23 protein-coding genes and 4 tRNA genes are annotated in these 26105 nt (G+C 70.2%); 13 read left to right on the forward strand and 14 right to left on the reverse strand.

Annotated features, from left to right (window positions below):
* The first annotated feature begins 45 nt into the window (after positions 1–45).
* Positions 46–591, forward strand: a complete 546-nt coding sequence (locus EV193_RS24305; protein WP_165401488.1) for a hypothetical protein — start codon at positions 46–48, stop codon at positions 589–591.
* Here EV193_RS24305 and EV193_RS24310 read toward each other — a convergent pair.
* A complete protein-coding gene (locus EV193_RS24310) occupies positions 584–1729 on the reverse strand; it encodes an alpha/beta fold hydrolase (RefSeq protein ID WP_130346776.1) in 1146 nt (381 codons plus the stop codon). The genes EV193_RS24305 and EV193_RS24310 overlap by 8 nt on opposite strands.
* Positions 1730–1812: 83 nt before the next feature.
* Here EV193_RS24310 and EV193_RS24315 point away from each other — a divergent pair, with 83 nt between their 5' ends.
* A complete protein-coding gene (locus EV193_RS24315; RefSeq protein WP_165401489.1) occupies positions 1813–2508 on the forward strand; it encodes a TetR/AcrR family transcriptional regulator in 696 nt (231 codons plus the stop codon).
* Here the strand turns inward: EV193_RS24315 and EV193_RS24320 are convergent.
* The 5 genes from EV193_RS24320 to EV193_RS24340 all read right to left on the reverse strand — a co-directional run bounded on the left by EV193_RS24320 (position 2501) and on the right by EV193_RS24340 (position 6777).
* Positions 2501–3511 carry an NUDIX hydrolase gene (locus tag EV193_RS24320; RefSeq protein WP_130346780.1) on the reverse strand — a complete coding sequence of 337 codons (1011 nt, stop codon included), beginning with the start codon at positions 3509–3511 and terminating at the stop codon, positions 2501–2503. The two genes, EV193_RS24315 and EV193_RS24320, sit on opposite strands and share 8 nt — an antisense overlap.
* Complete coding sequence (locus EV193_RS24325; RefSeq protein ID WP_130346782.1) at positions 3508–4650, reverse strand: glycosyltransferase family 4 protein; 1143 nt, start codon at positions 4648–4650, stop codon at positions 3508–3510. The genes EV193_RS24320 and EV193_RS24325 overlap by 4 nt, the downstream gene beginning before the upstream one ends.
* Positions 4647–5591 carry a phosphatidylinositol mannoside acyltransferase gene (locus EV193_RS24330; protein WP_130346784.1) on the reverse strand — a complete coding sequence of 315 codons (945 nt, stop codon included), beginning with the start codon at positions 5589–5591 and terminating at the stop codon, positions 4647–4649. The genes EV193_RS24325 and EV193_RS24330 overlap by 4 nt, the downstream gene beginning before the upstream one ends.
* Positions 5588–6214, reverse strand: coding sequence for a phosphatidylinositol phosphate synthase (gene pgsA, locus EV193_RS24335; RefSeq protein WP_130346786.1), 627 nt, complete (start codon positions 6212–6214; stop codon positions 5588–5590). Before pgsA ends, EV193_RS24330 begins: the two co-directional genes overlap by 4 nt.
* 74 nt (positions 6215–6288) lie before the next feature.
* Positions 6289–6777: a MarR family winged helix-turn-helix transcriptional regulator gene (locus EV193_RS24340; RefSeq protein WP_130346788.1), complete on the reverse strand. Its 489-nt coding sequence runs from the start codon at positions 6775–6777 to the stop codon at positions 6289–6291.
* Between the two features lie 94 nt (positions 6778–6871).
* On the opposite strand from EV193_RS24340, the gene EV193_RS24345 reads away from it, so the two are divergent.
* Positions 6872–7426, forward strand: a complete 555-nt coding sequence (locus tag EV193_RS24345; RefSeq protein ID WP_130346790.1) for a YceI family protein — start codon at positions 6872–6874, stop codon at positions 7424–7426.
* 47 nt (positions 7427–7473) lie between these two features.
* Here the strand turns inward: EV193_RS24345 and EV193_RS24350 are convergent, their stop codons facing one another.
* From EV193_RS24350 to EV193_RS24360, 3 genes are all read right to left on the reverse strand, one after another.
* Positions 7474–8028 (reverse strand): HIT family protein, encoded by a 555-nt coding sequence (locus tag EV193_RS24350; protein WP_130346792.1) that lies wholly within the window; start codon positions 8026–8028, stop codon positions 7474–7476.
* A gap of 153 nt (positions 8029–8181) precedes the next feature.
* Positions 8182–10239, reverse strand: a complete 2058-nt coding sequence (gene thrS / locus EV193_RS24355; protein WP_130346794.1) for a threonine--tRNA ligase — start codon at positions 10237–10239, stop codon at positions 8182–8184.
* Between the two features lie 100 nt (positions 10240–10339).
* Complete coding sequence (locus tag EV193_RS24360; RefSeq protein ID WP_130346796.1) at positions 10340–11008, reverse strand: DUF305 domain-containing protein; 669 nt, start codon at positions 11006–11008, stop codon at positions 10340–10342.
* A gap of 243 nt (positions 11009–11251) precedes the next feature.
* On the opposite strand from EV193_RS24360, the gene EV193_RS24365 reads away from it, so the two are divergent.
* On the forward strand, positions 11252–12589 hold the full coding sequence (locus EV193_RS24365) for an LVIVD repeat-containing protein (protein ID WP_242613646.1): 1338 nt from the start codon (positions 11252–11254) through the stop codon (positions 12587–12589).
* A gap of 62 nt (positions 12590–12651) precedes the next feature.
* Here the strand turns inward: EV193_RS24365 and EV193_RS24370 are convergent, their stop codons facing one another.
* The 3 genes from EV193_RS24370 to EV193_RS24380 all read right to left on the reverse strand — a co-directional run bounded on the left by EV193_RS24370 (position 12652) and on the right by EV193_RS24380 (position 14430).
* A complete protein-coding gene (locus EV193_RS24370; RefSeq protein ID WP_130346800.1) occupies positions 12652–13257 on the reverse strand; it encodes a malonic semialdehyde reductase in 606 nt (201 codons plus the stop codon).
* Between the two features lie 96 nt (positions 13258–13353).
* Complete coding sequence (locus EV193_RS24375) at positions 13354–14100, reverse strand: ion transporter (RefSeq protein ID WP_130346802.1); 747 nt, start codon at positions 14098–14100, stop codon at positions 13354–13356.
* A gap of 258 nt (positions 14101–14358) precedes the next feature.
* A tRNA-Val gene (locus EV193_RS24380) sits at positions 14359–14430 on the reverse strand.
* Between the two features lie 390 nt (positions 14431–14820).
* Between EV193_RS24380 and EV193_RS24385 the strand changes: the two genes are divergently transcribed.
* The 9 genes from EV193_RS24385 (at position 14821) to EV193_RS24425 (ending at position 23746) form a co-directional block, all read left to right on the forward strand.
* Complete coding sequence (locus tag EV193_RS24385) at positions 14821–15246, forward strand: SsgA family sporulation/cell division regulator (RefSeq protein WP_130346804.1); 426 nt, start codon at positions 14821–14823, stop codon at positions 15244–15246.
* Between the two features lie 83 nt (positions 15247–15329).
* A tRNA-Gly gene (locus EV193_RS24390) sits at positions 15330–15402 on the forward strand.
* 140 nt (positions 15403–15542) lie between these two features.
* Positions 15543–15614: transfer RNA gene (locus tag EV193_RS24395), tRNA-Cys, on the forward strand.
* Position 15615: 1 nt separating this feature from the next.
* Positions 15616–15687, forward strand: a tRNA-Val gene (locus EV193_RS24400).
* Between the two features lie 132 nt (positions 15688–15819).
* Positions 15820–17475, forward strand: coding sequence for a serine/threonine-protein kinase (locus tag EV193_RS24405; protein ID WP_130346806.1), 1656 nt, complete (start codon positions 15820–15822; stop codon positions 17473–17475).
* 44 nt (positions 17476–17519) lie between these two features.
* Complete coding sequence (locus tag EV193_RS24410; RefSeq protein WP_130346809.1) at positions 17520–19517, forward strand: fibronectin type III domain-containing protein; 1998 nt, start codon at positions 17520–17522, stop codon at positions 19515–19517.
* A complete protein-coding gene (locus tag EV193_RS24415; RefSeq protein WP_130346811.1) occupies positions 19514–20482 on the forward strand; it encodes an AAA family ATPase in 969 nt (322 codons plus the stop codon). The genes EV193_RS24410 and EV193_RS24415 overlap by 4 nt, the downstream gene beginning before the upstream one ends.
* A 1-nt stretch (position 20483) precedes the next feature.
* The gene (locus EV193_RS24420; RefSeq protein ID WP_130346813.1) at positions 20484–21605 is read left to right on the forward strand and encodes a DUF58 domain-containing protein; all 1122 of its coding nucleotides are present in this window, start codon (positions 20484–20486) and stop codon (positions 21603–21605) included.
* Complete coding sequence (locus tag EV193_RS24425; RefSeq protein WP_130346814.1) at positions 21602–23746, forward strand: transglutaminase TgpA family protein; 2145 nt, start codon at positions 21602–21604, stop codon at positions 23744–23746. Before EV193_RS24420 ends, EV193_RS24425 begins: the two co-directional genes overlap by 4 nt.
* On the opposite strand, the gene EV193_RS24430 is transcribed toward EV193_RS24425, so the two are convergent.
* Both EV193_RS24430 and EV193_RS24435 read right to left on the reverse strand, forming a co-directional pair.
* Positions 23656–25416: a PstS family phosphate ABC transporter substrate-binding protein gene (locus EV193_RS24430; protein ID WP_165401490.1), complete on the reverse strand. Its 1761-nt coding sequence runs from the start codon at positions 25414–25416 to the stop codon at positions 23656–23658. The genes EV193_RS24425 and EV193_RS24430 overlap by 91 nt on opposite strands.
* A complete protein-coding gene (locus EV193_RS24435; RefSeq protein WP_130346817.1) occupies positions 25409–26044 on the reverse strand; it encodes a DUF6313 family protein in 636 nt (211 codons plus the stop codon). The genes EV193_RS24430 and EV193_RS24435 overlap by 8 nt, the downstream gene beginning before the upstream one ends.
* Positions 26045–26105: the final 61 nt, after the last annotated feature.

The raw sequence follows: 26105 nt of genomic DNA on the forward strand, positions 1-26105 counted from the left end.
CACCACGGTCTACTTGGCCCATCTGACGAGGTGGGGAGACACACGATGGGTTTCGTCGACCAGTTGCCGACCATGGCCGAATCGCCGACCGACTGGGCGCCGCGTGAGGCGGTGATCGCCGGCCATCTGGTCGAGCGCGCGTACAGCCTGATCGACGCCGGCCAGATCGTCGAGGCGGTGGCCGCGGTGAACGAGGCGGTGGCGCTGGTGCGGGAGAACGTGGTCGAGGAGGACGGCTACGCCAAGCAGCTCCCGGCGGCGCTGACCGCGCAGGGCGTGGTGTGGCTGCACAGCGGGGCCGCCTTCGACGACGCGCTGGACGTGTTCGAGGAGGGCATGTCGATCTACCGTGGCATGGCCCGCTACTCGCCCACCGCCGAGATCGACATGGCGTACGGCCTGTACCAGCTCGGGATCGCGCTGATCCGGGGCGGCCGCCACGCCGAGGCGCTGACCTTCCTGCGCGAGTGCGTGCGGGTGCTGCTGCCGTGGGCGGATCGCGAGCCCGGCCGCCACGACGCGCTGCTCGACAGCGCGCGGCACCTGCTCGACCAGACCGCGATCGTGGTCGCCCGCCAGGCCCTCACCTGAGGCCGTGGGCGGTGAGCCAGCCTGACACGGTGGCGCGCACGTCAGGGGCGGTGTGCTGAAGGGCCAGGGCGTGGCCACTGTTCGGGAAGAACTTCAAGGTCACGTCGGGGTTGGGGGCGAAAAGGCGCTTCTCGGCCTCGCCTGCGGCGGGCTGGTCGTACAGGGCGTCGCTGAGGCCGTAGAGCAGCAGGACCGGGACGGTGATCTGGCGGAGGTTCGCGCCGTTCGGTAGCAGACCGGCGGCGAAGGAGAAGGCGTTTCCGCACGGGTCGCGGTGCCGCATCGGGGTCGCGGCGGCCACGACGCGGGGATCCGCGCCAGCGAAGAAGTTTCGCTGCCAATCGTCAGCCGTCTGACCGTAGTACGCGTAGCCACCCGGCAAGCCCGGTCCGGCGGGTTGACCGCCCAGCAAGCAGATACCCCCCTGCACCAGGCCCTCGTTGACGCCGCGCAGGGTGGGCCCCTGATTGGCGTGCGCGAACACCACCAGACCGTCGACACCGCCGAAGGAGTACGCGGCGATCTCGGAGGCCATCGCGCCGCCCGAATGCCCGGCCAGCACGACCTTGTCGAAGGAACGCGGCGCCCCGCTGTCGGTCTGGTACGTCCCGGCTCGTACCTGGGTCACGATCTGGTTGATCTGGTCTGCCGCGGCACCCATGCAGGTCTGGAATCCGTTCGGGTGCGTGCTGTCCCCGTACCCGATCCGGTCCACCAGAATGGACACGTGCCCCTGACCGGCCATCAGCGTCGCGTAGTCGTACGTGGGGTCGGGAAAGTGCCAGAACCACTTGCCGAAGCTGAACTCGTGGGAGTACAGGGTGACCGGCGCGTGGCCGTCCTGGTTCGCGAGCACGGACGCCGGACCGACCATCCGGCCGACCAACGTGACATCCGAGCCGTCCGCGCCGCACGGCAGCTTCGAGCGGTTGACGTTCTTGACCTGGAAGGTCACCCCCACATCCACGATCCGCGGTTCCTGTGCCCGGGCCGGGGCGGGGGCCGTCGTCAAACCGGCCAGGAGCAGCAGGCTCAGCAGAACACCGGCGACCGCGTACTGGTACGACCTTCCGAGACGGGACATGAGGTGGGGCCTTCCATTCGGTTCAAGTACCGATGAGTTCTCCGCGTACCGCACAGTATTTCGAGTACGGTAGCGTTTTTGAACGGCGTTCGGCCAGCATGACCACGTCACAGCACAAGACACGCAGAGGAGGTGCCATGGGCGAGCGCCGAATCTTGACCGGCGTGGAGGCCTTCGCCGCCGTCGGGCAGCGGCTGCCGAGCCGGCACCGGCTCACGGCGGACGAGGTCGCGGCGTCCCAGCGCGCCCGGATCCTGGTCGCGTTCCTGGAGGTCGCCGCGGAGAAGGGGTACGCGTCTGTCACGATCGGCGACATCGTGGAACGCGCCGGCGTGTCCCGGCAGGCGTTCTACAACCTGTTCCCCACCAAGCAAGCCTGCTTCGTCGCCGCGTTCCGTGCGGGGGCGGCAGCGGCGCTGGGCGAGATCAACCGTCCACTGAGCGAACGCCCGTACACCGACTGGCGCAGCGCCATCCGGCTGGCGCTGGAGAAGTACCTCGCGATGTTGGCCGAGCAGCCGAAGGCGACCTGGACGCTGCAGATCGAGTGCCTGGCCGCCGGCCCGGAGATCGCCGCGATGTACCACCGGCGGATCGGACGCATCGCCGAGTTGTACCGCCTCACCTACAACCACCTGGTACGCAAGGAACACCCGGACCGGCCGGCACTACCGGACGAGGCGTTCGACCTCGTGGTCGGCGGCATGTCCGACCGCATCCGCTACTGCCTCTACACCAAGGGCGCCGAGGCCATCACCCAACTGGCGCCCGCCTTCTACGACACCCTCATGGCGCTGTTCGGCGAGCCGATCGACCAAGCGCCCGCTACCTGACCGCGCGCAGCCGACCGTCCCAAGTGGACGCGAGCAACTCGGGCAACAGCTCGCCGAGCTGAGCGGGGAACACCGTCTCGTCGGTGTCGGACAGCTCCGCGGCACTCCACCAGCGGTAGTTGTCCACCGTGCGCGCCTCCAGGTCGGTGAACCGCGAGGTGTCCACGAACACCTCCGCGGCCACGCCGTCCTCGGGCGACAGCCGGGCCAGGAAGAACCACTCCTCGCCGTCGTAGTTGCGGCCGTCGAAGCTGAACTGCACGCGCCGCCGCCACACCGGGCCGACCAGGTCCGTCTCGGCGAGCCGGATGCCGGTCTCCTCCTCGCCCTCGCGCACGGCGGCGGTGCGCAGGTCCTCGCCGGGCTCGACGCCGCCGCCGACGGTGAACCAGAACGAGTCGCCCGGCCGCGCCGGATCGTGGCCGTTGAACAACAGCACCCGGTCGTCGCCGTCCACCAGCAGCAACCGCGCGGACGGCCGGGGCAACGGCACGCCGCCGTCCTCGCCCAGCGCCGGCTCGACGATCTCGAAGTACTCCGGGCGCGGCGCGGTGCCGGCCAGTTTCAGCCAGCGCACCACCCGGCGGCGGCGCTGCACGAGCGTGTCGCGCACGGCGTCGTTGTGCACTCGGCGGGCGATCACCACCCGCTGCTCGGCGTCCACCAGGTCGGCCGCGAGCACCAGCGGCAGCCGTGCTCTGTCCACTTCGGACAGTAGCCCGCTCAGCTCGTTCTCCTGCTCCTCGCGGTCGCCGCGCGGGGTGTGCTCGGCGCGCTCGGCCACGGCGCGCAGCCGGTCGGCGCGATCCGGACCGAGGCACCCGGCCGCGGCGATCGCGCGGGAGAGCACGGCCCGGCGGGCCAGCGTCGCGTCCAGTGCCGCCCACGCGGCGTCCGTGCGCACGTGCAGCCGGTCCAGCCGGTTGGCCGTCGCGACCAGCCACGGGCCGACCAGCAATACGAGCACCAGCAGAATGACCAGCAGCGTGATCAACGTGCTCATGGCGTCTCGACTCCGGACTCGCCGACCCGGCGGGGATCAGCGGCGATCGCCGACTCGTACACCCGCAACACCTGCCCGGCCACCACCGTCCAGTCGAACGCCGCCACCCGCCGGCGGGCGTTCGCCGCGAGATCGGCGCGCCGCGCCTGGTCGGTGAGCACGCCACGCAACGCCTCCGCGAGCGCGCCGGCGTCACCGACCGGAGCGAGCACGCCGGCCCGCCCGTCGTCGAGCACGCGCCGGAACGCGTCCAGCCCGCTGGCCACCACGACCGCACCGGCCGACATCGCCTCGGTGAGGATGATCCCGAAGCTCTCGCCGCCGGTGTTGGGCGCGCAGTACACGTCCACGCTGCGCAGCACGCGCGCCTTGGTCTCGTCGTCCACCTGCCCGAGGATCACCAGGCGATCGGCCAGTTCCGGCCCGGCCTCGCGGCGCAGCGCCTGCTCGTCGCCCCGCCCGACCACGAGCAGCCGCAGGTCCGGCATCGTCGGCGCGAGCGTACGCACGGCGTCCAGCAGGACCGGCATTCCCTTGCGCGGCTCGGAGAACCGGCCGACGAAGCCGATCGTGCCGCCCTCGCGCGGGTAGTCGTCCAGGGGTGTGGCCCGCGCGTAGAAGTCGACGTCCACGCCGTTCGGGATCTCCACCGCGTCGCCGCCGAGGTGCTCCACCTGCACGCGGCGCGCGAGCGCGGACACCGCGATCCGCGCGGTGATCTTCTCCAGGAACGGCTGCAGCACGATCTGGAAGGCACTCAGCGTGCGGGAGCGCGGGTTGGACGTGTGGTACGTCGCGACGATCGGCCCGTCGGCCAACATCAGCGCCAGCATCGACAGACTCGGCGCGATCGGCTCGTGCAGGTGCAGCACGTCGAACTCGTGCTCGCGGATCCAGCGGCGCACCCGCGCGAACGACACCGGTCCGAACGACAGCCGCGCCACCGAGCCGTTGTACGGGATCCCGACCGAGCGGCCGGCCGGGCTCACGAAGTCGGGCAACGGGGTGTCCTCGTCGGCCGGCGCGAGCACGTCCACGTCGTGGCCGAGCCGGCCCAGCGCCCGCGCGAGATCGACGACGTGCGCCTGCACTCCTCCGGGAACCTCGAAGGAGTACGGGCACACCACGCCGATCCTCACCCGGATTTCCTCCCGCGCACGGCGTCCTTGGCGGCCAGCGCGGCCTGCTCCTCCTCGGGCAGGTCGGCGACCCAGAGTTTCTGCAGCATGTGCCAGTCGGTCGGGTGTGCGGCGATGTCGGCCGCGAACACGTCGGCCAGCGCCTGGGTGGCCGCACCGATCGCCTTGGTGTTGTCCACCTTGATCGGCGGGTGGAAGCGCATGGCCCAGCCGTCCTCGGTGTTCCAGAGGCCGAGCGGGATCAGCGCGGCGCCGGTGCGCGCGGCCAGGTAGGCGGGGCCGGCCGGCATCCTGGTCCGCTCGCCGAAGAAGGTGACCGGAATGCCGGAGGAGGTCAGGTCGCGGTCTCCGAGCAGCGCGATGGACTTGTTGTCCCGCAGGCACTGGGCCATCACCGTCGCCGCGGACTGGTCTCCCCCGATGTGCGGGACGACCTCCATGCCGAGCGACTCGCGGAACTTGGTGAACCGCCGGTAGAGGCTCTCCGGCTGCAGGCGTTCGGCGACCGTGGCCAGATGGCCGGTATGAGCGGCGACCCACCCACCGAGGACCTCCCAGTTGCCGCTGTGCGTGAGCGCGACGATCGCCCCGTTGCCCTTGGCGAGCGCGGCGTCCAGGTTCTCCCGGCCGTACACGTGCGGGTCGACCTTGCGGTGCATGCCGTCGAGCCCGATCAGCGGCATCCGGAAGACTTCCATCCAGTAGCGCGCGTAGGACCGCAGACCCTCGCGGACGAGGTCGTCGAGTTCGACCTCGCCGGCGGCCGGCACCACTCTGGCCAGATTCCGGCGGAGTTGCTCGGTGCCGGGTCCACGTTTGCGGGCGGCACGGTCGGCGGCGTACCGGCAGACCGCCCAGACCAGCTTCTCCGGTAAGACTCGTTGGGTACGCCACGCCACCCTGAATCCGAGTGACTTCAGCCGCCCCTGGAGATCGCTCATCCCTCAACCTTCCCGTCCGTGGCGGACAGTGCGGACCGGCGCACCGCCACGATCCGCTGCACGACCGTGACCAGCGAGAGCACCGCGAGCAGCCACAGTGCCACGTGCACCGCGTAGGGCACACCGAGGCCGTACAGCCCGGTGCCGACCAGCGTGATGATCAGGCGTTCCGCGCGCTCGACCACGCCGACGTTGGCCGACAGCCCGGACGCCTCGGCGCGCGCCTTGATGTAGGAGATCACCTGCGCCGAGACCAGACAGATCAGGGCGGCGGCGGCGAGCGCGTGGTTGCGCGCCTCGACGAAGCACCACCAGGTGACACCGGCCAGCAGCGCACCGTCGGCGATCCGGTCGCAACTCGCGTCGAGCACCGCGCCGAACTTGCTCCCGCCGCCGAGCGCCCGCGCCATCGCGCCGTCCAGCAGGTCGAACATGGCGAAGCCCCACACCACGAAGGTGCCGGCGAGCAGTTCGTCGCTGGGGAACAGCCACAGCGCGCCGATCACCGCGCCGGCGGTGCCGAGCAGGGTCATCCCGTTGGGCGTGAGACCGATGCGCACCAGCGCCGCGCCGATGGGATCGGTGACGCGGGAGACCGAGGCACGGGCGAAGATGTTCAGCATGCTCGGGTCAGACCTACCTGCGCGGGTGACGGGCCGCACGGAAGCCTAACGGCCCAGGTGCGCACCCATCGCGGTCAGGTAGGCGGCATGGGCGGCAGGTTCTCGCTGGAGGCGCCGAAACCCTCCAGGATCGCGGCGCTGATCTCGCCGAGCGCACGCACCTGCTCGGGGGTGAGCTGATCGAACAGCCACTCGCGCACGGCGGCCACGTGACCCGGCGCGGCCTGTTCGAGTACCCGGTATCCCTCGTCGGTGAGCTTGGCGAAGGTGCCTCGGCGATCGTCGGGGCACGCCCTTCGGTTCACCCAGCCGGCCTCCTCCAGCCGCGACACCGCGTGCGAGAGCCGGCTGCGGGACGCCGAACTCGAGCAGGCCAGCTCGCTCATCCGCAGTTCGCGGTTGGGCGCCTCGGACAGCGCGACCAGGATTCCGTAGTAGCCGTATGGCATCCCGGAGTCGCGCTGGAGCTGACGGTCGAGCTCCTCCTTGAGGACGCCGGACGCCGTGATGAACGAGCGCCACACGCGCTGCTCGTCATCGTCGAGCCACCGGGTCTGTTCCATACGCCCATTCTAGCGACGTTTGTTGAATGTTCAACTTATCAGGAGTAAGGTGTCCGGTTGAGAGTTCAACAATCAAGCACAGGGAGCGAACCCTATGACCACGACCATCGAGATCCCCGGCTACATCACCGGAACGTGGGACATCGACCCCACCCACTCGGACGTGTCCTTCACCGTGCGGCACCTCGGTGTGTCCAAGGTACGCGGGCACTTCGCCACCTTCTCCGGCACGATCGTGACCGCCGAGAACCCGCTGGACTCCAGCGTGACCGCGACGATCGAACCGGCCTCGGTGGACACGCGCAACGAGCAGCGTGACGGGCACCTGCGCAGCGAGGACTTCCTGGACGTCGAGAACCACAAGGAGCTGACGTTCCACTCCACGGGCGTGCGGGCCGACGGCGAGGCGTTCAAGGTGGACGGCGAACTCAGCCTCCGCGGCGTCACCAAGACCGTCACCCTCGACCTCGAGCTGAACGGCTTCGCCGACCACCCGGCCCTCGAGGGTGCCAAGGTCGCCGGCTTCTCCGCCGCGACCGAGATCAGCCGCAAGGACTTCGGCATCACCGGCGGCCAGGCCGGCGTGATGGTGGGCGACAAGATCACCATCCTGCTGGAGATCGAGGCCTCGCTGCGCACCGACGCGTGACACACCGTCCACTGTGGACGCATCGGGAGTGTCCACAGTGGACTCGATCACCAGGCTTCGGCGAGCAGCGCCCTGGTCTCGCCGAGTAGCTGCGGCAGCACCTTGGTGTGCCCCACCACCGGCATGAAGTTCGAGTCGCCGCCCCAGCGCGGGACCACGTGCTGGTGCAGGTGCGCGGCGATCCCCGCGCCCGCGATCACGCCCTGGTTCATGCCGATGTTGAACCCGTGCGGCGAGGACACCTGGCGCAGCACCCGCATGGCGCGCCTGGTCAGCTCGGCCACCTCGACGGTCTCGGGGACGGTCAGATCGGTGTAGTCGGCCACGTGCCGGTAGGGCACCAGCATCAGGTGGCCCGGGTTGTACGGGTACAGGTTCAGCACCGCGTACGCCAGCTCGCCCCTGGCCACGATCAGCGCGTCGGCGTCGTCCAGCTCGACCAGCCGGCAGAACGGGCACCCCTCCTCGGCGTCCCCCTCCGGCTTGCCCTGTCCCTTGATGTAGGCCATCCGGTGCGGGGTCCACAAGCGCTGCAGCGCATCGGGGACGCCGACGCCGTCCTGCTCGACGATCTCGGACTCCTCGGAGCGGGCGACGGACATGCTCTCGATCCTAGGGCTCGACGCCCCACGCCACTTTCGTCGGATTGGCGCTCGGCAAACGCGCGAGTCCCGCGCTGTGCACCGGTGAGTCCCGCGCCCTGCACGATGCAGGGCGCGGGACTCGGGGTGTCTGAGCGCGGGACTCGCGAAACGTCAGAAGGTGAACGCGTCCGCGGACGGCGAGGCGTTCTCCCGGCGAGTGATCCACTCGTCGATCGCGGCCACCGCGCGGTCCACCGGCACGCCGTTGACCTGAGTGCCGTCGCGGAACCGGAACGACACCGCGCCGGCCTCCACGTCCTTGCCGCCGGCCAGCAGCATGAACGGCACCTTCTGCGTGGTGTGGTTGCGGATCTTCTTCTGCATGCGATCGTCGCCGGTGTCCACCTCGACGCGGATTCCCTTGGCGCGCAACGACTTCGCCACACCCCGCAGGTGCTCCGCGTGCTCGTCGGCGATCGGGATGCCGACCACCTGCACCGGCGCGAGCCACGCCGGGAACGCGCCCGCGTAGTGCTCGGTCAGGATCCCGAAGAACCGCTCGATCGAGCCGAACAGCGCGCGGTGGATGATCCACGGCCGCTTGCGCTCGCCGTCGGAGTCCTGGAATTCGAGGTCGAACCGGTCGCCGAACTGCAGGTCCACCTGCAACGTGGAGAGCTGCCACGCACGGCCGATCGCGTCGGTCACGTGAATGTCGATCTTCGGCGCGTAGAAGGCGCCGGCGCCCGCGTCGATCTTGTACGGCAGCCCGGCGCTCTTCAAAGCCTGCTCCAGTGCCGCCTCCGCGACCGTCCACGACTCCGGCTCGCCGACGAACTTCTCCGGCCTGGTGGACAGGTCGGCGGTGAAGTCGGTCAGGCCGTAGTCGGTCAGCAGGCCGACCACGAACTGCAGCAGGTTGGTCAGCTCGTCGGCGAGCTGGTCCGGCGCGCAGAAGATGTGCGAGTCGTCCTGGGTGAAGCCGCGCGAGCGGGTCAGCCCGTGCACCACGCCGGACTTCTCGTACCGGTAGACCGTGCCGAACTCGAACAGCCGCAGCGGCAGCTCCCGGTAGGACCGCCCGCGCGACTTGAAGATCATCATGTGCATCGGGCAGTTCATCGGCTTGAGGTAGTAGTCCTGCCCCGGCTTGCGGACGTTGCCCTCCGCGTCGTGCTCGGCGTCCATGTGGATGCCCGGGTACATGCCGTCCTTGTACCACTGCAGGTGGCCGGAGGTCTCGAACAGCTGCCCCTTGGTGACGTGCGGGGTGTAGACGAACTCGTAGTCCGCCTCCTCGTGCCGCCGGCGCGAGTAGTCCTCCATGGCGCGGCGGATGATCCCGCCCTTCGGGTGCCACACGGCCAGCCCCGGCCCGATCTCGTCCGGGAAGCTGAACAGGTCCAGCTCCGCGCCGAGCTTGCGGTGATCGCGCCGCTCGGCCTCGGCGAGCAGCTCCAGGTGGCGGTCCAGCGCCTCGTTGGACTCCCACGCGGTGCCGTAGATCCGCTGCAACTGCGGGTTGTGCTCACTGCCGCGCCAGTACGCGGCGGCCACCCGGGTGAGCTTGAACGCCGGGATGTGCTTGGTGGTCGGCACATGCGGGCCGCGGCACAGATCGCCCCACACCTGCTCGCCGGAGCGCGGGTCGAGGTTGTCGTAGATGGTCAGCTCGCCGGCGCCGACCTCCATGACTTCGGAGGTGTCCACAGTGTTGTCGCTGGACTTGATGTCCACCAGTTCGAGCTTGTACGGCTCGGCGGCGAGTTCCTTCTTCGCGTCGTCCACGCTGGGTACCACCCGGCGGGAGAACCGCTGCGCGCCCTTGATGATCTGCTTCATGCGCTTCTCCAGCGCCTGCAGGTCCTCCGGGGTGAACGGCTTGTCGACGTCGAAGTCGTAGTAGAAGCCGTCCTTCACCGGCGGGCCGATGCCCAGCTTGGCGTCCGGGAACTGCTGCTGTACGGCCTGCGCGAGCACGTGCGCGCAGGAGTGCCGGATCACGCCGCGACCGTCGTCGGTGTCCGCGGCGACGGCCTCCACCTCGACGTCGGCCTCCGGCGACCAGGACAGGTCGCGCAGTTGCCCGTTCGGGTCGCGCACGACGACCACTGCGTCCGGGCCCTTGCCGGGGAGTCCGGCCTCGCGAACGGCGGCACCCGCGGTAGTGCCCGCCGTGACCACCACGCGCGGTGCGGGTGCGGCGGATGCGGGGCGCTGCTCGGACACGGTGACTCCTCGGTTGTTGTGTGTGAGCACACCGCAATGTTGTGTGCGCCCACACAACAGGCTATCGAGGCAGTTCCGAGGTTCGCGCGCCGGTTTCCGGTTACCCGGTGAGCATGCCGCGCATCGTGGCGATCTCCTTGGACTGGGTCGCCACGACGTCGTCGGCCATCTCCTGCACGCGCACCACGCTGCCGTTCTTCTGCACGTCGCGCGCCATGGTCAGGGCGCCCTCGTGGTGGGCGATCATCAGCCGCAGGAACAGCTTGTCGAACTCCGGCCCTCGGGTGGCCCGGAGCTGGTTCATCTGCTCGGGCGTGGCCATGCCGGGCATCTGACCGTGGTCGTGCCCGCCGTGGCCACCGTGCCCGCCGCCACCCGGCTCGACGGTCGGCTTGCCGTTCTGCCGCAGCCAGTTGTTCATCATGTTGATCTCGGGCGCCTGGGTGTCCGCTATCCGCGAGGACAGCGCCTTGACCTGCTGGTTCACCCCGTGCAGCTTGACGAGATCGGTCATCTCGATCGCCTGCTGGTGGTGCACGATCATGCCGGTCACGTAGTCGAGATCGGCCTTGTTGGGCTGCGCGTTCGGAGCCGCCTTGCCCGCCTCGGACGGCGAGAGCGTCTTGTTCGGCTCGCCGGGACGGCCCGGCTGGATCACCGGAGCGGCGTCGGCCGGCGGCTCCTGCGGCACCGGATCGTCGGTGCACGCCGATAGCGTGAACACGGCGCACACACCGAGCACTCCCCCGACGACTCCCCGCAACTTCATCTCGCCACCTTCTCCGAAAGACATCCGCCGCCGCGAACCTACTACGACAAGCATTCCCATTTACCACACAAAGCTGGGAAAAACGAGCGCGGAAAGGCGCTTCGCGCGACAGCCCCAGAGCGCAATACTGACGATCTCTGCAACTCTCGGGAGGAACAAACCGTGAGGTCTACCCCATCGGGCCGCTGGCGCCGTCGAGCCTCGCTCGCCGTGCTCGGCGCGGCCGCCCTGACGACGGTCGGCATGCCGGCCGCAGCGCAGTCCGACATCCCGCCGGTGGACGCGATCGTCAGCAGCCCCAACATGAAGCAGCTGTCGAACCTTCCGTTCCGCGCTCCAATGGAGGGCCAGGGCACGGTCGGCACGGACATCGCGTTCACCGACAACCACGCCATCCAGGGCAACTACCTGGGCTTCTCGATCTACGACGTGAAGAACCCGAAGAAGACCAAGCTGGTCAGCCAGGTGCTGTGCCCGGGTTCGCAGAACGACGTGTCGGTGTCCGGCAATCTGCTGTTCCTGTCCACCGACACCCGGCGCAGTGACGACTCCTGCGCGTCGGCCGCCCAGAACGACGGCAGCAAGCCGTACTGGGAGGGCATGAAGATCTTCGACATCAGCGACAAGTCGGCGCCGAAGTACGTCAAGTCGGTCGAGACCAAGTGCGGGTCGCACACCCACACGCTGCTGCCCGGCAAGGACGGCAAGAACGTCTACGTCTACGTGTCGTCCTACGGCCCGTCGGACGCCATCAGCAAGTGCAAGCCGCCGCACGACCTGATCTCGATCATCAAGGTGCCGACGGCCAACCCCGGCGCGGCCACCGTGATCGACACCCCGGTGCTGTTCCCGAACGGCGGCTTCCCCGGCGTCGGCGGCGACATCAACAACCCGGGCGGCGTGCCGACCAGCGGCTGCCACGACATCACCACCTACCCGGCCAAGGACCTCGCGGCCGGCGCGTGCATGGGTGACGGCGTGCTGTTCAACGTCGCCGACCCGGAGAAGCCGAAGGTGATCAACCAGGTCACCGACAGCAAGAACTTCGCGTTCTGGCACTCGGCCACGTTCAACAACGAGGGCACCAAGGTCGTGTTCACCGACGAGCTCGGCGGTGGCGGCGGCGCGACCTGCAACCCGCAGACCGGCCCGGAGCGCGGCGCGGACGGCATCTACGACATCACCGGCACCGGTGACGCGCGCAAGCTGGAGTTCCGCAGCTACTTCAAGATTCCGCGGCAGCAGGCGGACACGGAGAACTGCGTGGCGCACAACGGTTCGCTGATCCCGGTGAAGGGCAAGGACATCATGGTCCAGTCCTGGTACCAGGGCGGCACGTGGGTGTGGGACTTCACCGACTCGGCCAAGCCGCAGATCATCGGCTTCTGGGAGCGCGGCCCGCTGCCCAACGGTGGTGGCGGCGGCACCTGGTCGTCCTACTACTACAACGGCCACATCTACTCGTCCGACATGGTCAAGGGCTTCGACGTGCTCGAGATCAACGACCCGCGCACCAACAGCGCGAAGGGCGTGAAGATGAACGAGCTCAACGTGCAGACCCAGGGTCAGTACCGCGAGTAAACCGTTGCGGGACAACGGAAAGGGGCCGCACCGACTGGTGCGGCCCCTTTCCTGTTTGACGATCAGACGGTGCGGAACACGCGGTCGAAGTCGAGCCGCGGGCTGCGCGGGAACCAGGCGTTCTCGCCCGGCTTGCCGATGTTGACAACGACCAGGGTGCGGTGCCGGTCGTCGCCGAAGAACTCCTTGTCGATCCCCTCGGCGTCGAAGCCGGTCATCGGGCCGGCGGCCAGCCCGGCCGCGCGAACGCCCAGGATGAAGTACGCGACCTGCAGCGAGGCGTTGAGCTTGGCGTGGTGCTCGTGGCTGTCCGGCGGGAGCCAGGTGTTCGCGTCGGGCGCGTGCGGGAAGACCTCGGGAAGGTGCTCGTTGAAGCCGGTGTCCGCGGCCAGGATCGCGGTCAGCGGCGCGGTGGAGGTCTTGGCCTGGTTGCCCTCGCCGAGGTGCTGGACGAGCCGCTCGCGGGCTTCCGGCGAGCGGACCAGGACCGCGCGAAGCGGCTGCATGTTGAGCGAGGTCGGAGCCCATTTGACGAGGTCGTAGATCGCCTTGATCTGCTCGTCGGTGACGGGCTCGGCGGAGAACGTGTTCGCGGTGCGTGCCTCACGGAACAGCAGGTCTTGGCTATCCTCGGCGAGGGCGAGCACCTGCTCCTGGGTCACGGTCATGGTTGTTCGCTCCTGTGCTCGAACGGGTGTCGACGGCGACAACATCGTTGAACTCTCTACTATTTCCCGTACAACATATTGAGACAGTGGCGTGGATCACGTCTTGTGCAGGTTCTCGCCGACTGCCGAGCGGATCTGATCGATGTTCTCCCGGAGCGTGTCGGAGATCATCTCGTCGGTGCGCGGATCGGCGAGCATCTCGAGGATGACGCGGATGGCGGTATCCACGATCGCGCCGACGATCTCGTCGTGGAACGGCAGGATCCTGAGGCGGCCGATCTGCGGGTCGGCCCGCACCTTGTCCAGCACCATCTGACGCAACTCGGAGCGGTTCTCCTCCACCGCGTTGGCGATGTTGCGGGCATAGTGGCCGGTGCGCAGGACCAGCACCACCTCGTCCAGCACGGCCACGGTCACCGGCTTCTTGATCACGTCGACCACGGTGGCCAGGAAGCGGTTCATCAGCCGCTGGGTGATCGCGTCGCCGAGGGTCCGATCCACCGCACGCCCCAGCCGCGCGATCAAGACGATCACCCGCACCAGTCGGAAGGCCCGCAACGCCGGGTGCGACACCGGAATCATGCCCAAGATCTCGAACCAGTTCCTCCCGAGGAACCGCCACCCCCACCCGCCCTTGCGCCACCGCCAGAGAAACTCCACCAGAAAGATCGCGCAGATCCCCACGTCCACCCGGAACAGCAGGATCTCGGTCTCCCGTGGCGGCTGCGCGATCCAGACCCAGATCAGCAGCCCGACGGACACGACCGCCAAGCCGAGCATGATCCAGTCGAGCACGGCGGCCCGGTGGATCCGCCGCGGAATGTCCACGTCGCGGGACGTCATGCGGGCACCTCCGGCGGAACGATCAACGGCGACCATCCTCAACCAAGATCGCACGCCCCGCCGCCCGACAACACCCGCCAACCCGGCGATACCGCCCTGCCCCAACGCGCCATGAGGGCGCCCCGCGCCCGAATAGGCGCACAACGCTGGAAGGCGACCCGGTAGGAACGTGGGGGGTCCGGGGGGGCTCGGCCCCCCCGGGAGTAATGACGACCGACCCGGTCTGCGCATTCCGCAGACACACGTCTGCGGAGAGAGTGGGCGATACTGGGATCGAACCAGTGACCTCTCCGGTGTGAACGGAGTGCTCTCCCGCTGAGCTAATCGCCCCAGTCGCGGTCAGTGCCGCGATGACGGAGCTACCTTACAGCAGAGGATCGATGGCGAACGCGGGGGTCTGCGGGGCGGGCGGTGTCCCAGCGTGGCGATCACCGCACGTGAGGCGACGAGATTCGTCCTTACGGACGCGTCCGTAAGGAGATTCCTCACGTACTGCCAACTTTTTCGCCACATGGTTGCCACCATGGGCGGTTCACCCGCCAATATGGAGTGGCGAGAGTACGAGTGTAACGCACTGCAGCAGTCCGGTAGCGCTACGAATTTTCGCTGGCCCGGATGGGTGAAGTCCGTCCAGGAGGGGAGCCTTTCCGGCCTCAGATGCGTCACAAGGGATGTGCTCAGTCGTTGCACGACTGGGGAAGGGAGAAGAGGGGTAGCTCGATGCGCAACGATCACGTCACGCTCCGCTCGACAGCGGTGTTCGACTTGCTCGCACCGCGGACGCCCGCGGTGCCGGTGAAGGTCGAGCTGCGCTACGACACGCGGGATCCCTACGCGGTCGTTGCCGCCTTCCGTACCGGCCGGGCCGGCTGGGTCGAGTGGGTGTTCGCGCGTGACCTCCTCGCCGACGGCCTGATCGCCGACGCCGGTGACGGCGACGTCCGGATCCGCCCCGCCGTCGACGACCCCGAGGTCGTCGTGATCGAGCTGAGCTCCCCGTCCGGGCACGCCGTGTTCGAGTCCTCCGCTCAGGAGCTCGCCGACTTCCTGGACCGCACCTACGACGTCGTGGTGCCGGGCAACGAGCACCTCTGGGTCAACGTCGACGAGGCACTCACCCACCTCATCTCCACCGACCTGACCTGACCCGACCCCGGTTTGAACCGCGGATGGACGGTCGGATAAAGTTTCGCTCGCACTCAGCGGGCGGGAGACCGAACGCAGGGCATGCGGACGTAGCGCAGTTGGTAGCGCATCACCTTGCCAAGGTGAGGGTCGCGGGTTCGAGTCCCGTCGTCCGCTCGGGGTAGGGGTGGTGTGTCTGCGGAAAGCGCAGACCTAACCCCTCGCCATTATTTCTGGGGGCCCAGCCCCCAGACCCCCAGGAGTAGGCTGTCGGGCCGCTTAGGTCGGGCTCTTCGAGGGTTACCCTCGGGGGACACGGCGGAGTGGCCGAGTGGCTTAGGCAAGGGCCTGCAAAGCCCTGTACGCGGGTTCGATTCCCGCCTCCGCCTCGGACGATTAGCTCAGTGGGAGAGCACTACCTTGACACGGTAGGGGTCACTGGTTCAATCCCAGTATCGTCCACACGGACTCGGGCGACGTGTGCCTGCGGAAAGCGCAGGCCGCGTCGCCCGTCGTCATTTCAGGAGCCCGAGCCCCAGACCCCACGGTGCGGTAGGTCCAGACCCAGCGTGGTCGTGCCGGTACAGTGCGCGCGTGTCCGCGAGTGACGGAGACCTCGTCGCCAAGCGCTATCGGCTGTGTACCGAGCTGGGCAGCGGCGGCATGGGGAAGGTCTGGCACGCCTGGGACGAGTACCTGCGCCGAGACGTGGCGGTCAAGGAGTTCCACCTCCGCGTCGAGGGCAGCGCGGACGCGATCATCCGGCACACGCTGCGCGAGGCGCGCGCGGCCGGAAAGCTGAAGCACCAGGCGATCGTCACCGTCTACGACCTGGTCACCCACGACGAGCGGCCGTGGCTGGTCATGGAGATGCTCCCCGGCCGGTCGCTGACCGAGGTGCTGAGCACCAACGGCCGGGTGTCCGAGTGGGGAGCGGCGTGGATCGGCGTCGAGGTGCTCGGCGCGCTCGGTGCCGCGCACCGCGAGGGCGTTCTGCACCGCGACGTCAAGCCCGGCAACATCATGATCGACGAGAACCGGGTGGTGCTCACCGACTTCGGCATCGCGATGATCGACAAGGCCACGGCGCTGGAGGTCGACCAGCCCCGGGTCGGATCGGCGGACTACCTCGCGCCGGAACGGGTCAAAGATCAGAACGCCACCGCGGCGTCGGACCTGTGGGCGGTCGGCGTCACCCTGTACACCGCGCTGACCGGGCACTCCCCGTTCCTGCGCGAGTCCCTGATGGAGACCTGGGCGGCGATCTGCAACACCGAGCCACCGCCGCTGGAAGACCATCCGCTGGTCTGGCCGGTGATCGAGCGCCTGCTGCGCAAGGACCCGAGCGAGCGGCTCGACGTGGCGGAGGGCACCGAGCTGCTCACCGCCGCGATGGCCGAGCTGCCGCCGAGCCAGGACGAGTTCGTGGTCCCGGCCCAACCGTCACCGCCAGTGCCGGAGATACGACCCGTGCACTCGGAGGAGACGATCGATCCCCCGCCCGTCCGGCCCCCGCGCCCCGAGCCGCCGCCGCGGGTCAGCCCGGCGGCGGTGCCGGAACCGTGGCCGGACCTGCGGGCAGACGAGACCCCGGGCCGATCGCGCCGGGTGCTGGTGTCGATCCTCGTACTCGCCCTGCTCGCGATCGGCGTGACGATCACGGTCAGGAGCCTGACCGGCGAGCAGGCCGCGGCGACCGCACCGGAGACCTCGACGACCGAGCCGGCACCGGCGAACCGGCCGCCACCGCCGGCACCTGTTCCGCCGCCGCGACTCAAGGAGTACCGCGAAGCACTCGGGTTCAGCATCGGCGTGCCGGCCGAGTGGCTCAGGAGCGCCTCCGCCGTCGCGGCGCTCAGCGATGTGGTGTGGCGCGGTCAGGAGCGCGATCCGACCGTCGGCGGGCTGACCGTTCAGGTGCAGCGCGACACCCGGCCGTGGAACAGCGCCTACACCTACCTGGCCGAACGCGATCGCGGGGAGAGCACCGACCGCGACAACGCCGGCTACCGCAGGCTCGCGCTCACCGATCGGCCCGGTGGCGCGGCGGAACTCGAGTACACCCACGGCGCCGCGGTCGGCGGGCGACGGTTCCACGTCCGGTCGCACGCGGCGATCGGCCGATCGGGCAGCGTCTACGTCGTCACGTTCACGCTGCACGCCGTGGACGGATCGGCACTGGAGAAGCGGTGGCAGGAGCTGCACCCGACCATGACGGCGATCATGGACAGCTTCCGGATCACCGCGTGAGCAGGGCGGGACCGCTCCCGGGCCGGAGCGGTAGCTTGTCGCGCGTGAGCGAGCGGAGGAACCGGAAGGTCGTCCCACTCGGGCTGTTCGCGATCGTGTGCGCCGGCGCCCTGGTGGCCGCGCTGACCGGGGCGACCGCACCGCTGTCCGCCGCCCGGTTCGCGTTGAGCGGCCACTGGGTCTTCAACTCCGACCTCGGGCTGGCCTTCCACGTCAACGGCGCGACGACCGACATCGACGCCCAGGTCGCCGTCGCGGGCGAGCGCGGCAGCCAGGTGGTCCAGGGCGAGTCGAACGCGTACGTCGTCGGCCCCCGCTCGATCACCGAGTTCAACACGGCCACGCACGAGGCCGGTGCCGCGATCGCGCCGCCCGCTGACGAGATGCCGGTCGGCGTCGAGGCGGTTGGCGGCCCGTACCTGGTGTACCGCAACGCGGGCAAGGTCGTGCGACTCGGTGCGGCACCGGTGACGGTGTCCACCGGCGGTCCGGTCGGCGACCCGGTGGTGACCTCGAACGGGACCTTGTGGTTGCACCGCACCGGATCCGGCGCCATCTGCGCCCTCGCGCCCGGTGCCACCGAGCTGTCATCCTGCCCGGTGTCCGCGCCCAAGGACCACGCCGGCGCGCTGACCGTGATCGGCGACAAGCCGGTCTTCGTCGACCTGTTCACCGGCCTCGCCCACACGGCCGACGGCGACACGCTCGGCGCGGGTGCGCCGCTCGGCGTGCCGGTCTCCCCCAACTCCCGCGCCGCGCGGCACGACGTGGACGGCCGGGTCGCGATCTTCGATCCCGAGCGGCACAGCGTCGTGCTCGCCGACCTCTCGGCGACACCGGCCAAGCCGGTCACGATCGTGGTGCCCGGCGGGGAGTACGACGGACCGGTCTCGACCGGGTCCGCGGTCGTTCTCGTCGAGCGGCAGCACGGGACGGTGCTGAGCTTCGGCGCCGACGGCAGCCGCAAGGCCACCAGGTCGGTCAAGCGGACCGGCGGCCAGCCCCGGCTGACCCGAGGCGAGGACAAGCGGGTCTACGTCGAGGACGCGGCGGGCACCCAGATCGTGGTGGTCGGCACGGACGGCAGTCTGCGGGACGCGCCGGTGCGGCCGAGGAGCACGCCGCAGCCGACCACGGTCGCCGTGCCCGATCCGCGTGCCGAGACGCCACCCACCCAGACCTCCGAGGAGCCCGCGCGCCCGCCCGGTGCGCCGGCCGCGGTGTCGGCGGTGGCCGGCGACGGCGCGGCGACGGTCAGCTGGGGACCGCCGCCGGCGGACGATCGCGCGCCGATCTCGTCCTACCGCGTGTCCTGGCGGGGTGCGTCGGGCGCGGGCGGGTCGCTGGTGGTCAGCGGCGGCGCCCGGCAGACCGCGATCAACGGTCTGGTCAACGGCGTCCGCTACGTGATCACGGTCGCGGCGGTGAACCGCGCGGGTGCCGGGCCGGGCGTGGCCGCACCGGGCGTGACGCCGGTCAGCGCGGCGGCGGCGCCCGTGCCGAACGTGAAGTACTTCAACGGATCGGCCGTCCTGACCTGGGCCGGGACCGACCTGCGCGGCGGGACGCTGGTGCACTACCTGGTGACCGCGACCGGATTCCCGGACCGGACGGTGACCACCGACGGCACCGTCTACTCCGGACTGGCCTCGGGCCGGACCGTCACCTTCACCGTCCGGGCGGTGACCACCACGGCGGGCCGGACGCTCACCGGCGCGCCGGGCAGCACCTCGTTCACTGTTCCCGGACCGAGCATCGCGATCAGCCGCGGCCGGGCCACGACGAGCGACAGGTGCCACGCACCGGACTGCGCGTTCGTGAACGCCACCTTCACCGGCCTCGCGCCGAACACCCAATACGGCGCCCAGCTCAGCTCGACCAGCACCACCAACGTGGTGACCGAGGACTTCACCACCGACGCCAACGGATCGGCGACCTACAACAAGCTCAACTACGACGTCCCCGGCGAGACCGTGTGGGTGTCCGTGGCGACGCCGTCGGGCCGCGTCTCGTCCAACCGGATCTACTGGGAGCCTCGATGACTCAGGCGCGTTCCGTCCCCGCGGGCGAGGTGTACGAGCGGATCGCGGCGAACGTCACCCGCGTCGTGCACGGGAAACCGGAGGTGGTGCGGCTCGCGGTCGCCGCGATGCTGTCCGAGGGCCACCTGCTGATCGAGGACGTGCCCGGGGTGGGCAAGACGACGCTCGCGCGATGCCTGGCGCGCAGTATCAGCGGCAGTTGGAACCGCATCCAGTTCACCCCGGACCTGCTGCCCGGCGACATCACCGGCGTGCAGATCTACCACCAGAACGACAACGCGTTCGTGTTCCATCCGGGCGCGGTGTTCGCCAACGTCGTGCTCGCCGACGAGATCAACAGGGGCACGCCCAAGACGCAGTCGGCGCTGCTGGAGGTCATGGCCGAGCGCACGGTCACGGTCGACGCGGTGCGGCACGAGGTGCCGCAGCCGTTCCTGGTCGTCGCCACGCAGAACCCGATCGACATGGGCGGCACCTACCGGCTGCCGGAGGCACAGCTCGACCGCTTCCTGATGCGCCTGCCGATCGGGTATCCCGATCTTCGCGCGGAGATGAGCGTGATCATGGCCGACAGCTCGGGCATGGAGCCGGACGATCTCCCCGCGGTGGTGGACATTCCCACGATGATCGGCGCGGTGAGCCAGGTGCGGGCGGTGGAGGTGTCCACCGGCGTGATCGAGTACGCCGCCACGATCGCGGCCGCCACCCGCCAGCACCCGGAACTGCGGTACGGCGCCAGTCCGCGCGGCAGCATCGCGCTCGTCCGGGCGGCCAAGGGGCTGGCCGCGACGCACGGCCGCCCGTTCGTCACCCCGGACGACATCAAGGACGTTGCCCACCCGGTGCTCGAACACCGGCTGATCCTGACCACCGACGCCGAGCTGGCGCGCCGGACGGCCGGGCAGATCGTCGACACGGTCCTCGCCGAGGTCGCGCTGCCGGTGATGAGCGCGGCCAGGGTCTGACATGCGGCTGACCGGGCGTGGCGCGGCCACTCTCGTGCTGGCGGCCGTCCTGCTGGGCACCGGGTACGTCGCGGGCTATCCCGTGCTGGTGGCGTTGGGCGCCGGCGCGACAGGCGCGATCGTCGCCGCCCTGATCGTCGCGATTGCCCGGCCGCGCGTCGCCGTCGTGCGGGAGTTGCGTCCGGAACGGGTGCATCGCGGTGACCCGGCCACCGTCACCCTGTGCGTGCGCAATCCTGGCACCCGGCGGCAACCCGGCTTCACGGCGGTGGACCGAGTCGGGGGCGATTCGGTGGCGATCACCGTGGGCTCGCTCGCCGCCGACACCGACGGGGAGTACTCCTACGCCGTGCCTCCCCTGCGCCGGGGGCGGCACGAGGTCGGCCCGCTGACCCTGAACCGCGCCGACCCGCTCGGGCTCGCGCACAGCGTGCTGACCCTCGGTGCGACCTCGACGCTCTGGGTGTACCCGAAGATCCACCCGGTGCGGGTCACCGCGGGCGGTCACCCCCGCCATCACCACGACGGCGCCGCGTCCACCCTGCGCGGCTCGATCGACCTGCGCGACGTGCGCGAGTACGTGCCCGGGGACGAGGTGCGCCACCTGCACTGGAAGGCCACCGCCCGGACCGGCCGGCTGATGATCCGCGACTACGTCGATCCCGATCAGCCGCGGTTCACCGTGCTGCTGGACGACCGGCCCGGTGTCACCGATTTCGAGGAGCCGGTCGAGTTGGCCGCGTCGCTGGTGGTCTCCGCCGCGATCGCGGGCCACCGGTGCCGCCTGGTCACCCCGAGCGGCGTGGACGTCGTGGTGCCGCCGGGCGCCGCCTCGGTCCATCGCCTGCTCGACGAGCTGTGCCTGGTCCGGCAAGGCACGCGCGCCGAGTCGCCGCTGGTCCCCGAGACACTGGCCGGCGACGGCGGCGGCAGCCTGGTCGCCGTCTCCCCCGCCGTGTCGGCCGTGGACGTCCGGTCCCTCGCCGCCGTCGCACCCGGGCACACCGACCTGACCGTGATCACGCTCGGCGATGTCGCGCCCTCGATCCCCGGGGCGATCGCGCTCACCGCACCGACGGCGGCCGAGGCGGTGCGGGTGTGGCAGTCGGTGATCGACCGATGAGCGCGCGGATCGCGGTCGCCTGCGTGTCGCTCGCCGCCGGGATCGCGGGGACGATGTTCGGGCCGGTGTTCGGCTGGTGGCGGCTGGTGCCGTCGATCGCCGTGGGGGTGCTGGCGGTGATCCTGGTCGCCGAGATTTGCCGCCGGGTCCCGGCGCTGGCCGCGTGGCGGCCGGTGATCGCGACGGTCGCGGGCCTGCTCGGAGTGGTCGAGCTGGAGTTGTGGGACACCACGCTCGCCGGCCTGCCCACGGCGGCGACCGGGCAGGCACTGCTCACGGGTGTCACCGATTCCTGGCAGCTCGCGCTGGAGTCGACCTGGCCGACGCGGGCCGACGCCGGCTTGCTGCTGTTCGTCCCGCTCGTCGTGCTGGTGGCGGCCGTGCTGGGCGTCGAGCTGCTGCGCTGGCCCGTTCTCGCGGTGCTGCCGAGCCTGGCCGTGCTCGGGCTGAGCCAGATGTTCGCCGCGTTGACCGGGATCGCGGCGATCACGGCCGCGCTGGTGTACGCGGCGGTGGTCGCCGTGCTGTTCGCGGTGTCCCGGCCCGGCGCCCGACATTCGCGGACCGTCGCGCTAGCGGTGCCCACGGTGGTGCTCGGCCTGTGTGCGGCGATCGCCGTCCCGCTCCTCGCGCCGAGCGATCCCGCGTATTCGTTGCAGGACAACCGATCCGCGCGCACACCGTTGCCGCGAACGACCAACCCGCTCGCCGAGATCGCGGCGCGGTTGGAGCAGCCGGAGACACCCGTCTTCACCTACACCGGCGGCGCGCCGGTGGACCGGTGGCGGCTGGTCGTGCTGGAGGAGTTCACCGGCACGAGGTGGACCGCGCCCCAGCGATACCGCCACCTCGGCGAGCGAGTCGGTCCGGCGGCCGGCGCACCGGTCACGCCACGGTCCGCCCGAGTGACCATGCCGGACGGCGGACCGTGGCTGCCCAGCCAGGCGATGCCGGCCACGGTCACCGGCGTCGCCCCGCTGATCGACCCGGCGTCGGGCATGCTCCTGTTGCCGGAGACCACCGGACCGGTGGACTACGAGCTGAGCTGGTGGGAACCGGAGATCGACACCGCCGCGCTGGCCGACGCCAAGATCGACGCGTCGGTACCGCCAGGCGGACTCGGCGCCGTCCCACCCGCGGTGGCGGACCTGGCCCGCACCGCGACGGCTGGCGCGCCTCCGTCGTTCCGGGCCGCGCTGGTGCTCGAGCGCCATCTCCAGCAGAACTACCGCGCGGCCACCGGCACCGGGCTGCCGACCGGACACGGCTGGTCGCACCTGCGGGAGTTCTTGCTGGACACCAGGCAGGGCACCAGCGAGCAGTTCGCCGCCGCGTACGTGGCGCTGGCCAGGCTGGCCGGCATTCCCGCCCGGCTGGCCGTCGGCTTTCGCGCACCGCAGGGCGGTACCGGGCCGGTCGTGGTGCGCAACAAGGACGTGCTGGCCTGGCCGGAGGTGGCCGTCGCCGGACTCGGCTGGGTGCCACTCGACCCGATGGGCGCGGCGAGCGGACCCGGGCGCGTGCCGACTCCACTCGCGGCGGCGACCGCCAAGGTCCGGGCCGAACTTCCGCCACCGAGCGACCGGGACACCCCGCCTCCGGCTGACGGCCCGCACGCTGCCGCACCCGAACAACCCGACGACGGCCCCGCGACCCTGCTCGTGCTGCTCGGGCTTCTGCTGATCGGGATCGTCGGAGCGGTTCCGCTGGCGAAGGCGATCCGAACGGCGGTCCGCAGGCGGCGCGGCGGTGTGCACGGCGTGGTGTCCGCGTGGTGGGAGGCGCGCGACCTGCTGCGTACCCACGGCGAACCGGCGACTCCCGGCACGACCGTGCGAGATCTCGCCGGCACGGCCACCGGGGCGACCGTCGCCCACGAGTTGCTCGAGTTGGCCGCGGAGGTCGACCTGGCGCTGTGGTCGAGCACGGGTGCGACGGATCGCGGCCTCACCGCCGCGTGGGACGCCGTCCGCGGTGTTCGGCGCGGCCTCGCCCGACGGCCGTTGCCCGACCGGGTGCGGGCCGCGTTCAACCCGCGAAGCCTGCTGGGTCAGCGGTTCTCGCACAGCGTGCCGAGTTCGGCGCACGGGAAATACCCGAAGCGCCGCATCGTGCCCGCGGCCTCGTCACTGCGCAGATAGGTGCCGAACTTCGCGGCGAGCGAGTCCTCGGGCAGGGCGGCCGCGCTGTAGAGGTACTCGACCGCCCAGAACGGGTAGCCGGCACGGATCGCCTCCAGCGTCGGCTCGCGGTTGTCGATGCGGATCAGCCGCACCTCGTCGCCCACCTGCTGCGCGTCGTACGCGTCGGCGTATCCGATCGCGCCCTTCCGGTCGGCCACCGTGCGCAGCAACTCCTCGGTGGACGCGAAGCCGCAGCGGGTGTCGATGTAGTGCGTGTCGGCCTCGCACACGTTGGGGTTGTACGCGTCCGAGGCGAGCCCCAGCACGTCCTGGTTGAGCGTGCGCCGGGTACCCGAGCCCGGCGTGCGACCGGTCACCCGGATCTGCTGGGTGTCGGTCCGGTTGCCGGTGATGTCGCCCCAGGTCCTCGCCTGGCCGGTGAAGATCCGCCGCGCGTCGTTCACGGTCAACGACTCGACCGGGACATCGGTACTCGCCACCAGCGTGAACGGCACGATCGCCAACTTCGTCTCGGCCAACCCCGCGATACCGCGCGGGCCCGGGCCGTCGGACAGCGCCAGCCGTGTGCTCCGATCGTCCGCGGCGAGGAGTTGGTTCAGGCCTTCGGTGCTGCCCGGCGTGCGCACGGAGATCGACGACGAGTGACAGTAGGCGCGGTAGGCACCGGCGAGTTCGCCGGTGGCCCGGCCGAACGCGGTGGAGCCGGCGACGGTCAGCTCCCCCTCGCCGCAGGCCACTCCGGTGGGACGCGGGGTCACCACGGACGCGTTGGTGAACAGCAGCACGCCGGCCAGTGTCGCGGCGAAACCGGCGGTCAGCCCGGTCCACACGGGCGTGGTCGGTCCGGTGGGACGCTTGGTCTGCTCGGTGGTGATCCGGCCGCTGCGCACCGATCCGTCGATCTCCGGCTCACCCTTCGGGTGCCCGGACAGGAAGATCAGCAGCTTGTACGAGTCGCCTCGGGCCAGCGGGATCTTGGGCAGCGTGACCAGGTCGTCGTCCTTGGTGAAGTCCTCCGACTTCTCGACCACGCCGGCCAGCTTCTCCGGTTCGGACTCGGTGGCGTCCAGCGACACCACGGTGCGACCGGGAAAGCGCAGCGACAGCGGGGTCAGGTAGTCGCGCGGCTCGATGTCCTGCCCGCCGGCGTTCTTCACCCGCACCACGACCACACCGGGCAAGGAGACGGTCTTCCCCTTCTCGGTCACCAGGGGCGCCTCGCCGACGTCGGCGGCGACCGGTGCGTCGATGCGCACCCGGCAGGACAGCAGGTTCTCCCGCCGCGCCCGCACGTGCGTCACCACGGTCGCGACCAGGCTCAGCACCGCGAGCGCGCCGAGTCCGACCGGAACGATCACGCCGACCGCCGCCGTCACCATCGTCTCGGCCAGCACCACGGCGCCGGCGCACAGCACGACGGCGGCCGCCACGAGCAGCCACCGCGCCCCGCGTCGACCGCCGTTGATCGGCGCCGCCGCGTGGATCTCACTCGCGCTCGGCGGGGTGTTGTCGACCTGATCGGGATACTTGCCGCCCTGGGTGATCCGAACCAGCGCCGCGGCGGTCTGCTCACCGATCCAGTCCTCGTCCTGGTCTGGATACGTGGTTCTGAGCAGTTCCTCGCACAGCTCGCGGATCGACTGCTGCCCCGCCGTGGGCTCACTCATTCGGTCTCGCCACCTTCGCGCACTCCGGGCACTTGCCGGACAGGCCATGCAGGAAGTAGGCGACCGCCGACACCGCCTGGGCCATCACCACGCGCGCGCCGAGCCGGCGGTCGAACGCCTCGATGGTCAGGAAACGCTCGATCAGGATCTCCCAGTGGTCCTGCGCCAGCTTCCAGTCGCTGCCGTGGCGCTGGGCGAACCGGAGTGCGAAGTAGTCCGGGATGTCGTGATCGTGCCGGTAGTACTGCAGCCAGTTCAGCCGCGGGATCTCACCACTGCGGGCTCGTCCACCCGGACGGTCGGCCTGCCGGCCGCGCCGGTTGCTGGTGACCTCGACGACGACGATACCGGCGAGCGCGCCGGCGAATCCCGGCACGATCAGCCAGCCACCCATCGACAGCGGCACGGTGAGCCACTGGTAGCCCACCTCGCCCGGAGAGGCGATCTGCAGCATCACGTCGTAGGCGTTCCGCGCGCCGCAGACCGCCGCGGTGATCACGAACAACAGGGCGAACGGCACCAGGACGAGATAGCCCTGCACCATGAGCCAGTACGGGATTCCGCTGTGCCGGGCGCGCCCGCGTCGCCACCGGCGGAACCACCGCACGACGTCCCGCACGACGCTCATCGGGCGTGCCGCACCCGGACAGCGGCGGCACCTCGGGTCATGTCCGCAAGTTAACCGAGAT

This window comes from Herbihabitans rhizosphaerae, assembly GCF_004216555.1.
GTDB classification, from domain to species: domain Bacteria; phylum Actinomycetota; class Actinomycetes; order Mycobacteriales; family Pseudonocardiaceae; genus Herbihabitans; species Herbihabitans rhizosphaerae.